Consider the following 12050-nt stretch of genomic DNA (forward strand, 5'->3'; position numbering starts at 1 on the left):
ATAAACAATGAAAAGACAAATTCCTCAAGTAATCCAAGAAGGTAACGTTTATATAGATGGCATCGGCTATCTTGGCGTAACAAAAAAGCTAAAGCTTCCCACAATAGAGTTTGAAATGATAGAGAGCAAAGGAGCTCTTAGCACAAATTACACAACTGGCATGCTAAAGGCAACAGAGGTTGAATTTACAGTTAGTGTGCTAGATAAAAACATGTGGGTAAATTTAGGACTAAACAGCTTTACTAACCGCATTCCGTGGCTTTTTAAAGCTAGCATTTTCCAAAGTGGCAAAAGTAAAACTGTGCCTTTTAGTGCAGCCTTTACTGGAGATATTATCAGTTATGAAGTATCTGAGTTTGAAAGTGGAAAAGAGTTAGAAGTTACTATTAAGCTATCAGCTCATTTCGTGGATATAAACGTGGATGGCGTGCCGATGGTGCTAAAAGATAGTGAAAATATGATATGCGTTATAGGCGGAGTTGATTATATGGCAGGGGTTCGCTCAAATTTAGGAGAGTGATTTTTTATACTAAGCCTGCTTGTTTTACTTTGATATGTAGCCAAGCAGGCAAAAACAACAAAAGGATACAAAAATGAAAGAGATAAAGATAAAAGATGAAATTTGGCAAATGCACGCACCAAAAGTAAGAACCATTAAGATGGCGGATGAAAATGGTGGTAGCGATATGGCAAAAACTATCTATATGATAGCTGCACTTTGTAATAAGACACAAGATGAAGTTGAAAATTTGGAGTTTAAAGAATTTATGTCTTTACAAAAGGCGTTAAATGATTTTTTAGATGTAAGGGCGGAGTAAATAACGAAAATATCGCCCTTATAGCTCATATTTTAGGCTATGGATATAACGAGATAATAAATCTTAGCTTGAGTGATTTTAGTGAGTTTTTAGAAATTTCAGTAAAGATCTTAAAGGCTAAGAGCGAGTTATAACTTCTTTGGTTTTACTTAATGCTAAGCCAGCGGTGCCAATAAGGCTGCCAAGTATCCCTAAGCCAAAAACTAAGGCAATAAACGTTTCAAAAAAGCCACTTGGTGAAACGAAGAAGAATAAAACGATAAAAATAGGAATGATTAAAGCCATTTTAAATCCTTTTTAAAAGGGATTATATCGTATTTTAAAGGAAAGATATGGATAACGCACAAGTTGGTATTAGTATTGGTCTAGCAGTAAAAGGGCTAAGTAAAATATCAGAGCTAAAAAAAGGGTTTGATGGTTTAAAAGGTAAGATAGCAGAAGCAAAAAAAGCCATAACATCTTTAGACAACACTAGGTTGTCAAATCTATCTAGCCAAATAAGAGAGAGCCAAAAAGCACTTTTAGGCGAACTTACGACAAATTTTAGCAATCTTACAAACTCAGTAGCCATAGGAGTGCCAATAAAACTTGCCATTGATGATGAGGCGGCTTTTGCGAATGTAAAAAAGTATGTTGATGATAGCGATGAGAACCTAGCTAAGCTAAAAAATGAGATGAGAGGGCTAAGCTCACAGCTTGGAGAGAGCTTTAGTAATATAGCTGACATTGCAGCTGGCGGCGGTAAGATAAATTTAGCTGGTGAGGAGCTAGTAACTTACACAAAGATGCTTGCAACCGGCTCAGTTGCATTTGAAATGAGCTCTGAAGCCTTATCAAAGGCGGCCAATAATATGAAAGTTGGCTTTAAGATGAACGATATAAAGGAGCTTAATAGCTTTTTTGATAGTGTAAACTTGCTCGACAATAAGGTTACTAATGCAAATGCTTCTGATATATTTGAGGCTACTTCACTAACAGCTGCAAATGCTAGCTTGATAGGCCTAGATAGTAAAAGTGCTAGTGCCATAAGTGCTACAATGCTAAGCACTGGCAAAGCTAGCTCTGTTGTAGGCACTAGCTTAAATGCTCTTTACTCCACACTCTCAATGGCTGATAAAAAGGGTAAAAATTTTCAAGAAGCGTTAGCAAGTATAGGCATGGATGCAACATATCTAAAAACAGCCCTACAAAAAGATGCAGCTGGAGCTATAACTACGTTTTTAGAAGCGATCTCAAGAGCTGATAAAGATAAGCAAGCAGGGCTACTTTATGATCTAGTTGGTGGAAATTTCAACGATGAGATAGCAGGGCTTGTAACAAATATCGATGCCCTTAAAGCAAATATCAAAATGGCACACTCAGATGAAGCCATTGACTCTATGAAGCGTGAGCTACAAACGAAGCTAAACACTACAAAAAGTAGCATCGAAAGGGTTACACAAGCATGGAGAAATTTAGGTTCAAGACTTGGAGAAACCTTTTTGCCACTTACAAATTTATTAGCTTCAATCTTAAGTAAGGTAGCTGGAGTGTTAAGCTCGCTAAATGAAAAATTTCCAAAGCTAAGCGCCATAGTTGTTAGCGCTGCAGCTGGCTTTATGATCTTTAAACCGGTGTTGCTTCTTAGCAAGATAGCACTTTTAAGTGTAGCAGATGGATTTTTGGGCGTTATAAGGGTAGTTAAATTTTTAAATCCTATGCTCTTAATAGCAAAGGTTAGATGGTTGGCTCATGCTGTGAGTATATCAAGTGCCACGCTAGCTGCCAAAGCTCATGCATTCAGCATTTGGCTAGTTGGTGCAAGACTAAGAGCAACTCTAGCTATCACTACTGCTTATAGTGCTGCCTCAAAGGCCTTTGCAGCATCATGTGCCTTAATGCGTAGTGGCTTAATGGCAGCAACTCTAGCTATAAGGACTATGAAATTTGCCCTTATTAGCACAGGCATTGGTGCCATAGTAGTAGCTCTTGGCACAGCAGCGGCCTATCTTATAGAAAATTGGGACGAGGTAAAGGCATTTTTTCTTGAGATATGGGAGAGTGTAAAGCCATATTGGCAGAGCACGACAAAGTTTTTTAGCGATCTTTGGCAAGGAGTGAGCGACTTTTTAAGCGCTATTTTTGAGCCAGTTATCAAGATATGGGATGAGCTTTTTGGTGGCTTTTTTGACTGGATAGCTGAGAAATTTGGCTGGATAAACGACATGGTCGGTGAGGCTATTAAGGGGCTAAGTAGTGCTTGGAGCAAGACAAAAGAATTCTTTGGCTTTGGAGACGATGAGCAAGCAAGCAGTGAGCTAAAACCAAAAGATGATAGTGGTGGCTTTTTTAACTCTATCTTTGGCTCAGATAGTGATACTCACGTAAAAGAGACTCCAGCTCTAGTGGCAGCTAGCCCAGGTGGTGGCGCCATCAACATTAGCTTTAATGGTGATTTTTTACTTAACTCAGACAATGGCAAATTTGACCTAGAGAGCTTTAAAGCCCAAATGGTAAAAGGCGTTAAAGATGCACTAAGACGTGATGAGTTTAACCGTAAAAACACGGATATAAGGGGATAATATGGTGCTAAATCTTGGTGGGTTTAAATTTAGATGGGAGCAAACTAATAGTATTGACACTCAAACAGACTTTGGTATAAGTGAACAAGAGCGGATACAAAACTATCCAGCCTTATTTAGTGCAAATTTAGGGAGCAGCACACTTAATATAGAGGGGCAAACGCTGCCATATCACGGTGATAAACAAAGCGCATTAAAGCCACTTTATGCCTTAGCCGCCTTACGTCAAAGCTTGCCACTTACAAATGGAAATGGTAAATATTTTGGTCGCTTCGTTATAGTAAAAATCAGTGAAAAACAAGCGATTTTCACTCCAAATGGAGCATTTTTTACGCAAAGTTTTAGTTTAGAGCTAAAAAGGGATTATGATGGATAAAATTTACATAGCTAAAGACGGTGATAGGCTTGATACTATCACCTACAACCACTACGGACATCTAAGGTTTTTTGAGCAAATTCTAACTATAAACCCAAAGCTTAACACAACACTTCATGCAGGTGATAAGGTGTTTTTGCCTGATATAAAAGAAGCAGCGAAAGAGCAGGCAAAACTATGGTGAGAAAACCGGCTTTCAAGCTAGAAGCTAGCGGCAAAGACATAACAAACATCATCAGACAAAACCTAATAAGTCTAAGCTTTACCGATAAAGAGGGCAATGAAAGCGACGAAATCAGCTTTACCCTATTTGGCATATATGCAAAGCCAGTATTTGGAGATAAGCTTAAACTTTGGCTGGGATATGAAAATGAGCTCTATCTTTGTGGCTCTTTTAGCGTGCAAACGGCTAGCAGGGATTATAAAAACCAAACTACCGAGGTAAGAGCAACTGCTGTAAATTTTGCAAGCCCTGCAAAAGAGAAAAGACGTGTGAGCTGGGAAAATACAACACTCTTTGGCATAGCCAAGAAGATAGCTAGTGCCAATGCACTATCTTTAAAAACAAGCGGTAGCGACCAAAACATAGCTTCTGTTATTCAGGATAATGTAAGCGACATAGAGTTTTTATATGATCTATGCGTCAAATTTGGCTTTTTAATGGCTGTTAAAAATGATAACATCATCATAACAGCCAAAGATGCTAAGGGCGATGCTAGCCAAACCTCAAATACTTCAAAAAACGAGAATTTACCTACTTTTATACTAAATTTAACTGATCTTTACTCGCTGGAGATCACTGAAGCTAATAGAAACTCTTATACAGCCGTAATAGTAGAGTGGCAAGATATTGAAGCTGGTAAGGTAAAAAGCATTAAGGTGGGAAGTGGTGAACAGGTATATAAGATGCAGATAGCTCAGCCAAAGAGTGATAATGAGGCCTTTAAACAAGCAGAAGCTAAACTTAACGAGCTGCAGCGCGGCGGAATAAATGGCAGATGTAGCTGCGAAGGGAAAAACATCATAGCAGGTGGCAAGCTTAAATTTGGTGGAGTTCCTGGGCTAGAAGTAAATGAGTTTAGTATAAAAGAAGTAAGCCATAAGCTTAGCACGAATGGGTATGAAATAGACATAGAGTTTGAGGGGTAAAATTTTAGTTATTTAATATGTTTTTAAAAGGTCGTAAAAGGCTATTTAAAAACATAAAAATTTACGTTAGAAATCAAAGTGAAAAAATGCGGTTTTTAGCTCACTTTGATTTTAAGCGTAAAATCACTTTGATTTGAAAAGTCGTTTTACACTTTTACTTTTTAGAATTTTGGCTAAATTTTTAAATTTACGCCTTTTTACTATTTTTTTAAGAGCCCCTTGGCTAAAATTTGCGCCAGTCGAGGGAGAAAAAATGCTTTTTGTAGAACTATTTATAATCGGTATCGGCGTTGGTTACATCGCTGGGTTTTTTGGCATCGGTGGCGGCACGGTCGTCGTTCCTATCATGGTCGCCTTTGGATACGACGTAAAAACTGCCATTGGCATAAGTGTCATGCAGATGATCTTTAGTGCGACGTTTGGCTCGTATCTAAACTACAAAGCTGGGCTTTTAAAGCTAAATCGAGGCGTCTTTTTGGGGCTTGGAGGCTTGGTTGGAGCTAGCTTTAGCGGCATCATCGTATCGCACGCGCCTGCACTTTTACTTGAGTCTATGTTACTTGCGACATTTGTCTTTTCGCTTATAAAGCTATACTTTTCGCCAAACAGCGACGGCTCAAATGCGAATAATTCGCTCTTTTTGCTATTTTTTGTTGGCGTTTTTGTTGGCGTTTTTGCCATTAGCATCGGTATCGGCGGAGGCGTCTTTATCGCTCCTATCTTGGTTGGCTTTTTGCGTTATGAGCTGAAAAAAGCCGTTTCTATGGGCGTGTTTTTCGTTATGTTTGCAGCCATTGCCGGCTTCATCTCACTCTCACTAAATGGTCACATCTCATACGCTGAGGGCACATTTTTAGGTCTTGGCTCGCTAATAGGCGCATACTTTGGCACCAACAAGACGCAAAATACCAACAAAAAAACACTTAAAAAATGGTTTTTACTCTTTTACATAGCGATGATATGTTTGATATTAAAAGATATGTTTTTTGAGTAAGAGCATGGCTAAATTTGCCATGCTCTTTTTTAAATTTCTTCGAAAAAGTAAGCTTCACTTAGTTTAAAGGCAAGCTCTTTTAGCTCATCTTCGCTTAAATTTACGCCCTTTGCGATCTCTTTAAGGCTGGCTTTGCCGTCAAATTTCAATGCAGCTTTGATCTCTTCATGGCTTAAGCTTAGCTTGCCATTTAGCTCATTTGCCAAAGATATGACTGGCGAGCTAGCATCCAGAAAATACCCAAGATAGGCCGCAACTCTAGGCTTTAGCCTAGTTTTTTTAGGCTCATAAGCAAGCGCTGCAAGCTTTGAGGATGAAATTTTAGTGTTTTGATCGTTTAAAATTTCAAGCAGTCCCACAAAAGCTTCATTTGCATTCTCGCCAAGCGCCGTTTTTACTTCGCTTAAATTTAAGCTTTGTGGATAGCTTCTGCTTAAAATTTCTTGCGTTTTTGTCCTTGGCTGCTCGCTAAAATATGCAAAATAAATCCTATCAAGCTCACTCTCTCCAAGTACCGCATCAAAATCCTCAGCACCGCCAAGCCTCTCCTTGTGAGTGATGAGACTTTTTCTAAATGATCTATTAAATAAAAAATCGTTTAGCTGCTCTTTTTTGATGCGAGAGTTGTAATTTTGCTCGATATGTGCGTCAAAGCGGTAAATTCCAGTTGAGCTTGCAAAGATATCATTTAGCGAAGCATCTATGACGTAGCAAAGTCCGTGTTTGTCGATATGTTTAGCAAATTTATGAAAGTAAGTTGGCTCGTTACTAGCCTCCAAAAAGTCATGCAAAATGTAATAATCACTACCCTTTGCGATGATGCCCTGCAAGAAATTTAGCTGCGTCAAAAGTAGCTTCATGCTGTCTTTATAGACGACGTCGCTTTGGTTTTGCAGGCTAAATTTCAAATAATCCTGCAAGAAATTTAGCTCCTCTTTGACGTGAGGTAGCGACTCTTTATCGCCCCTGTTTGCACTCGCAAAGAGCATGAAGTCTCTTAAGATATCAAGGCTCTTCCAACCTGGGTAGGTGTTATAAGAGACATAGGCGATGCCATCTTTGCTAAGTAGCGCCTTTATCGTAGCAAGCAGCGCATCTCTTACATTTGGGCTCACCCAGCTATAAACACCATGAGCGATAATATAGTCAAATTTCCCAAGCTCTTTTATATCGCTTTCGTTCATGTGCAAAAAATTTCGCTCAAGCAGAGTAAAATTTTCTAAACCTATCTGCTTTGCTACTTTGTTACCTTCAGCCACTTGATGGCTTGAGATGTCGATACCAACGACTTTTGCGCTTTTGTGCGAAATGGCAAATGGCAAGATATTACCGCCATATGATGAGCCAAGCTCAAGCACCCTAGCCTCTTTTAAGCTAGCTGCTTTAAGCCCCAGAAATTTAGCAACCGCTTCTATCCTAACAGGCGAGCAGTCACTAAATGCGGCCGAGAAATAAGGAATTTCATCGTAAGCTTTCTTTGTTTTATTCATCAGCTATGTTTTCTTGCAAATTCTCTCATAAACTCGCCAAGTTTTTCAACGTCGCTTTGGCTAACGGCATTGTAGATAGAAGCTCTTATGCCGCCAAGATGTCTGTGACCTTTTAGCCCTAGCATGCCCTCTTTTAGCGCTTCTTCTACAAAAACTGGCTCAAGAGCATGATCTTTTGGTATTGTAAAGCTCACGTTCATATCTGATCTGCTTGATTTTTTAGCGTGACCTAGATAAAAGCCATTTGAGCCGTCTATAATGTCATAAAGTGTACTTGCTTTTTTGGCATTTATCTTCTCAACCTCGGCAAGTCCGCCAAGATCTAACAGGTGCTGCATAGTTAAATTTAAAAGATAAATTCCAAAAGTTGGCGGTGTGTTATAGAGTGAGTTTGCCTCTACATGCGTTTTGTAGCGTAAAAACATAGGGACATTTTGACTGCTCACACGATCAACTAGGTCTTTTCTTAAAATGACGATAGTCACGCCACTTGGACCTGCATTTTTCTGAGCACCGCCGTAAAGTAAACCAATACTGCTAAAATCAAGCGGTCTAGCGAAAAAATCGCTCGAAGCATCGACAACTAGGGGAGATTTAGTCTTTGGCATAGCCTTATACTGTGTGCCATAAATCGTATTATTTGAGCAGATGTATGCGTAATCGGCGTCATCACTAAATTTCACATCAGGGATGTAAGAGAAATTTTCATCCTCGCTGCTTGCGACGACATCTACATTTACGCCAAGCACTTTTGCCTCTTTGATTGCTTTGTTTGTCCAAACGCCAGTATTTGCGTACTCGGCCCTGCCACCTTGATATAAATTCATCGGTATCATGCTAAATTGCAAGTGTGCGCCACCTTGTAAAAATAAAATTTCATACTCATCGCCGATGCCATAAAGCTTTCTTATCTTCTCCATCGCGCCAAAGTGGATCTCCTCAAAGGTCTTGCTTCTGTGGCTGATCTCCATGATCGAGTAGCCCTCGCCTCTGTAATCGGTAAATTCGGCCTTTGCGTGCTCTAAAACATCTAATGGTATCGCGCTTGGACCTGCGCTAAAGTTGATTTTTCTGCTCATTTTTACTCCTTAATAATTGCTTTTTTATGTGTATTTTGCGAGATAAGCTCGATCTCATCATTAAAATTTAAATCCCTAAGATCGGCTTTCTTGCCATCTTTTCTAACCTCGATAAGCCCCTTAGTGCTCTCAAAAAAGAGCTCCCTCATCTCATAAGCTTTTTCTAGCGAGCTAAGAGCTGAGCTAAGAAGCAAGATCTTTCTTTGCACGGCGTTTGTTAGGGCGTTTTGCTTGTTTGCTACCTCGCTAAATTTTAGCTCGATCCTAGCTTTTAGGGCGTTTGATGAAAATTTAGAAAGTAGTAAATTTAATAAATTTTGTTTCTTTGTGATCTTTAAATTTAAGGCGCTATCAAGATCGTCGCTGAGCCTGTCAAGATACTGGAAAAACGCCTCTTCATCAGGCAAAAGATCAAGCATAGCTGCACTTGGCGTAAGCGATCTGCGGTCTGCTACAAAGTCACTTATAACGTAGTCGATCTCATGTCCGATAGCGCTTATGACTGGCGTTTTTGTAGCGTAAATTTCGCGAGCTAGACCCTCGTCGTTAAAGCACCAAAGATCCTCTTTGCTGCCGCCTCCGCGGGCCAAAACGATCACATCAACGCCGTATTTATCGGCTCTGCGTAAGGCTTTTATAAGCGAGCTTGGGGCATTTTCACCTTGAGTTAAAGCATCAAAAATATAAATTTCACTTAATTTCCAACGGCTCGTCACGACCTTTAACATATCCTGAAGCGCCGCCGAAGTAGCACTAGTCACAAGCGCAATCCTTTTTGGTAAATTTGGTATCTCTTTTTTTGCGCCGATATCAAAAAGACCCTCATTTTCGAGCTTTTCTTTAAGCTGCCTAAACGCGAGCTCAAGCTCGCCCTCGCCATCAGGCAGCATCGCACTTGTCACTAGCTGATAGGACCCACTTGGCGAATAAATGGTCACTTTGCCATAAATTTTTACTTTTAGGCCATCTTTTGGTAAGAATTTCACCTTTTGGTTGTTCATGCGATACATCACAGCTGAGATGCTTGACTTTTCGTCCTTTAGCGTGAAGTACCAGTGCCCAGAAGCGTGCTTAGTAAGGCGCGAAATTTCTCCACTTACCTCGACATAGTCAAGTGTCGCTTCAAGCAGTGCCTTTGCTTTTTCGTTTAGCTCAGATACACTAAGCATTGATTTCTCTTACCTTTTTAGCGATAAATAGTGTCGAGATATCCATGCTAAAGCCCTTGCAAAGCTCTATCTCAAAGCCAGCCTCTATAAGTTCATCACAAAAACTCTTTGCGTCTAAGAAATTTTCGATCGAGCTTGGCAGATACTCGTATGCCTCTTTGTTTTTTGAGATAAAGCCGCCGATACTTGGCAAAATTTTACTTAGGTAAAAATCTCTTAATGAGGTTATAAAGCCCTTTTTCTGGCGCTTTGTAAATTCGAGCACGACGACGTAGCCATCTTGAGCAAGCACTCTATTAAATTCCCTAAGCGCAGCCTTTCGCTCGACCACATTTCTTATGCCATAGCTTATGCTTAAAATTTGAGCCTCACCGCTTGCAAGCGTTGTATTATCAGCGTAGGCTTCTATAAATTTAAAATTTGGAAATTTTGCTCTCGCCTCTTTTAGCATGCCACTTGATGGGTCGATGCCAGTTAGGCTTTTCACCTCTACGCCAAATTCTTTTGAAATTTCACTCCAAAGCCCCATCATATCGCCAGTGCCGCAAGCCACGTCCACGATATTTATGCTTTTATTTTTAAAAATTTCTAGCATATATCTGCAGGCAAATTTCCTCCAGCTCACATCCACGCCAAGGCTTAGCACCCTGTTTGCGACGTCATAAGTCGGAGCGATCTGATTAAACATATCAACGATTTTTTCTTGTTTTTGCATAAATTTGCCCTTTTATATGTAGTAAATTTTTAAATTTCTTGAAATTTTGCGAGTTGCTTTTATAAATTTAAGACGCTTTTTTAGTATCTCTTCTCTACTTTTATAAATTTGCTTGTAAATTTTACTCTCGAGCCTCTCTTTATCTGGTATTTCTGGAAGCCTTTTAAGGATACCGAGCCAGACGTCATAGTCTTGAAGATTGCCAAAAATTTCTTGCATCTGTTTTAGCTTCTCTTCATACTTTTTAAGCCCTTCAAAATAGAAAATTTCACATAAAAACTCATATGTGTATCTCATCTTTTTAAGCTCTATCCTAAGATCATGAAAGCTCTCATTTGGGCAGTCTTGATTAAGGCTTTTTAGCCTTTTTTGAGCTAAAACTAAAAGCATTCTGAGCTTAAATGAACCAAGGCGCGAAAGGCTTACGTCAAAGAGTTTTGACTTATAAAATTCACCCTCATTTAAAAATATCTCCCACTCTTTTAAAAATGCGTAGTTTTCTTCATCGCCAAGGTAGCTTTTTACATTTTCATACTCTAAATCTAGAGCCTTTTGCACAAAATAGATAGGCTCATTTGCGTGCTTTTGCTCGTTTAAAAAGCTCAAAAATACATCCAAATCTCGCTTCTTGTTTGTCGAGTTTGCAAGCATTTTAAAATTCTCGCCAAAAAAAAGTGTCACTTTCTCATCAAAAACGCCGTTAAAAATTTTAAGGATCGATCTAACCTTTCTTAAATTTATGCGAAGCTCATGCAAAACTTCTTCATCTTTATCTATCAAATACTGGCTTTTTAGCCTTTTTATTACTTTAAAAATACTAACAAAAAGGACTCTTAGCGCCTCTCCGCTTTTTAGATTTGCAGCAAAATTTGGCAAAATTTCTTTTTCTTTTATGATCTTATAGGCTCTTTTGTAGTCGATTTGTTCATTTTCATTAGCGTGGATGGCAAGAAATTTGTTTTTATATCTTTTATCGCAAGTTACGTCACTTAGGCAAAAATTTTCTAAAAACGGTGGTAGCTTGAAAAAGACGGCCTCATTTTCATCGCTAAATTCGATTTCAAATGTACAAAGCCCGTTTAGTTCATTTTTAAAAATATCAATATTGCAAGGATTGTTATTTAGTTTAAAAATATATCTATCTTTTAAGATGACGCTACCGATGCGGTTCTTAAGAGCCTTTTTAAACTCCGCTTTTTCGCAAAATTCTTCATTTTCTTCTCTGATTAGACCTTTGCCGATCTTTACAGTTTTTATAAATTTATCCTCTTCACTTCGAAAGCGGATCTCTTCATTTTGCGTTATCTTGGTATAAAACTGAGAAATTTCAAGATGCTTAAAGACTACTCCAGCTTCTTTTAAAAAATCTAGAATTTGAGAATTTTTGAGTAAAAATTTACGCTCTATCTCCAAACTCACATTTTTCTCCAAAATTTTTTGTTCATTTTAGCAAGTTAGTGCTTAAAACAATGAGAAAAATGCTAAATTTAGGCTTATTTTAAAAGTATTTTTATAAGAAAAAAGATGGAATTTATGTTGCTATTTAGCAACATAAATTCCATCTTTTTTCTTATAAAAATACTTTTAAAATAAGCCTAAATTTAGCATTTTTCTCATTGTTTTAAGCACTAACTTGCTAAAATGAACAAAAAATTTTGGAGAAAAATGTGAGTTTGGAGATAGAGCGTAAATTTTTACT

Annotated in this window: 13 protein-coding genes; 7 read left to right on the forward strand and 6 right to left on the reverse strand. The window is 38.5% G+C overall.

Going from position 1 to position 12050, the window contains the following annotated elements:
- Nucleotides 1–7 precede the first annotated feature (7 nt).
- Nucleotides 8–520: a phage major tail tube protein gene (locus TH67_RS08365; RefSeq protein ID WP_021090342.1), complete on the forward strand. Its 513-nt coding sequence runs from the start codon at nt 8–10 to the stop codon at nt 518–520.
- A gap of 73 nt (nt 521–593) precedes the next feature.
- Nucleotides 594–818, forward strand: a complete 225-nt coding sequence (locus TH67_RS08370) for a phage tail assembly protein (RefSeq protein WP_081370933.1) — start codon at nt 594–596, stop codon at nt 816–818.
- A 117-nt stretch (nt 819–935) separates the two neighbouring features.
- On the opposite strand, the gene TH67_RS10390 is transcribed toward TH67_RS08370, so the two are convergent.
- Entirely contained in the window at nt 936–1103 is a 168-nt protein-coding gene (locus tag TH67_RS10390) for a hypothetical protein (protein ID WP_155463277.1), read from the reverse strand.
- Between the two features lie 47 nt (nt 1104–1150).
- Between TH67_RS10390 and TH67_RS08375 the strand changes: the two genes are divergently transcribed.
- From TH67_RS08375 to TH67_RS08395, 5 genes are all read left to right on the forward strand, one after another.
- On the forward strand, nt 1151–3379 hold the full coding sequence (locus TH67_RS08375; protein WP_072595183.1) for a phage tail tape measure protein: 2229 nt from the start codon (nt 1151–1153) through the stop codon (nt 3377–3379).
- Between the two features lies 1 nt (nt 3380).
- Nucleotides 3381–3755 (forward strand): phage tail protein, encoded by a 375-nt coding sequence (locus tag TH67_RS08380; RefSeq protein WP_072595184.1) that lies wholly within the window; start codon nt 3381–3383, stop codon nt 3753–3755.
- Entirely contained in the window at nt 3748–3939 is a 192-nt protein-coding gene (locus TH67_RS08385) for a tail protein X (RefSeq protein WP_072595185.1), read from the forward strand. The genes TH67_RS08380 and TH67_RS08385 overlap by 8 nt, the downstream gene beginning before the upstream one ends.
- Nucleotides 3933–4904, forward strand: a complete 972-nt coding sequence (locus TH67_RS08390; protein ID WP_072595186.1) for a phage late control D family protein — start codon at nt 3933–3935, stop codon at nt 4902–4904. The genes TH67_RS08385 and TH67_RS08390 overlap by 7 nt, the downstream gene beginning before the upstream one ends.
- 253 nt (nt 4905–5157) lie before the next feature.
- Nucleotides 5158–5898: a sulfite exporter TauE/SafE family protein gene (locus TH67_RS08395; protein WP_072595193.1), complete on the forward strand. Its 741-nt coding sequence runs from the start codon at nt 5158–5160 to the stop codon at nt 5896–5898.
- 29 nt (nt 5899–5927) lie between these two features.
- Here the strand turns inward: TH67_RS08395 and TH67_RS08400 are convergent, their stop codons facing one another.
- The 5 genes from TH67_RS08400 to TH67_RS08420 are packed head-to-tail and all read right to left on the reverse strand — an operon-like array spanning nt 5928 to nt 11770.
- Nucleotides 5928–7388, reverse strand: a complete 1461-nt coding sequence (locus TH67_RS08400) for a class I SAM-dependent methyltransferase (protein WP_072595187.1) — start codon at nt 7386–7388, stop codon at nt 5928–5930.
- On the reverse strand, nt 7388–8467 hold the full coding sequence (serC, locus tag TH67_RS08405; RefSeq protein WP_072595188.1) for a phosphoserine transaminase: 1080 nt from the start codon (nt 8465–8467) through the stop codon (nt 7388–7390). Before serC ends, TH67_RS08400 begins: the two co-directional genes overlap by 1 nt.
- 2 nt (nt 8468–8469) lie before the next feature.
- Nucleotides 8470–9636: an exodeoxyribonuclease VII large subunit gene (xseA, locus tag TH67_RS08410; protein WP_072595189.1), complete on the reverse strand. Its 1167-nt coding sequence runs from the start codon at nt 9634–9636 to the stop codon at nt 8470–8472.
- Complete coding sequence (gene ubiE / locus TH67_RS08415; RefSeq protein ID WP_072595190.1) at nt 9629–10351, reverse strand: bifunctional demethylmenaquinone methyltransferase/2-methoxy-6-polyprenyl-1,4-benzoquinol methylase UbiE; 723 nt, start codon at nt 10349–10351, stop codon at nt 9629–9631. The genes xseA and ubiE overlap by 8 nt, the downstream gene beginning before the upstream one ends.
- A gap of 12 nt (nt 10352–10363) precedes the next feature.
- Nucleotides 10364–11770 carry a CYTH and CHAD domain-containing protein gene (locus tag TH67_RS08420; RefSeq protein ID WP_257638066.1) on the reverse strand — a complete coding sequence of 469 codons (1407 nt, stop codon included), beginning with the start codon at nt 11768–11770 and terminating at the stop codon, nt 10364–10366.
- Between the last annotated feature and the right edge of the window lie 280 nt (nt 11771–12050).

It is taken from the genome of Campylobacter concisus, assembly GCF_001891085.1.
GTDB lineage: Bacteria > Campylobacterota > Campylobacteria > Campylobacterales > Campylobacteraceae > Campylobacter_A > Campylobacter_A concisus_O.

Coding starts and splice junctions, on each gene's coding strand:
- TH67_RS08365 (WP_021090342.1), top strand. CDS start 8: ATGAAAAGACAAATTCCTCAAGTAATCCAAGAAGGTAACGTTTATATA.
- TH67_RS08370 (WP_081370933.1), top strand. CDS start 594: ATGAAAGAGATAAAGATAAAAGATGAAATTTGGCAAATGCACGCACCA.
- TH67_RS10390 (WP_155463277.1), bottom strand. CDS start 1,103: ATGGCTTTAATCATTCCTATTTTTATCGTTTTATTCTTCTTCGTTTCA.
- TH67_RS08375 (WP_072595183.1), top strand. CDS start 1,151: ATGGATAACGCACAAGTTGGTATTAGTATTGGTCTAGCAGTAAAAGGG.
- TH67_RS08380 (WP_072595184.1), top strand. CDS start 3,381: ATGGTGCTAAATCTTGGTGGGTTTAAATTTAGATGGGAGCAAACTAAT.
- TH67_RS08385 (WP_072595185.1), top strand. CDS start 3,748: ATGGATAAAATTTACATAGCTAAAGACGGTGATAGGCTTGATACTATC.
- TH67_RS08390 (WP_072595186.1), top strand. CDS start 3,933: ATGGTGAGAAAACCGGCTTTCAAGCTAGAAGCTAGCGGCAAAGACATA.
- TH67_RS08395 (WP_072595193.1), top strand. CDS start 5,158: ATGCTTTTTGTAGAACTATTTATAATCGGTATCGGCGTTGGTTACATC.
- TH67_RS08400 (WP_072595187.1), bottom strand. CDS start 7,388: ATGAATAAAACAAAGAAAGCTTACGATGAAATTCCTTATTTCTCGGCC.
- serC (WP_072595188.1), bottom strand. CDS start 8,467: ATGAGCAGAAAAATCAACTTTAGCGCAGGTCCAAGCGCGATACCATTA.
- xseA (WP_072595189.1), bottom strand. CDS start 9,636: ATGCTTAGTGTATCTGAGCTAAACGAAAAAGCAAAGGCACTGCTTGAA.
- ubiE (WP_072595190.1), bottom strand. CDS start 10,351: ATGCAAAAACAAGAAAAAATCGTTGATATGTTTAATCAGATCGCTCCG.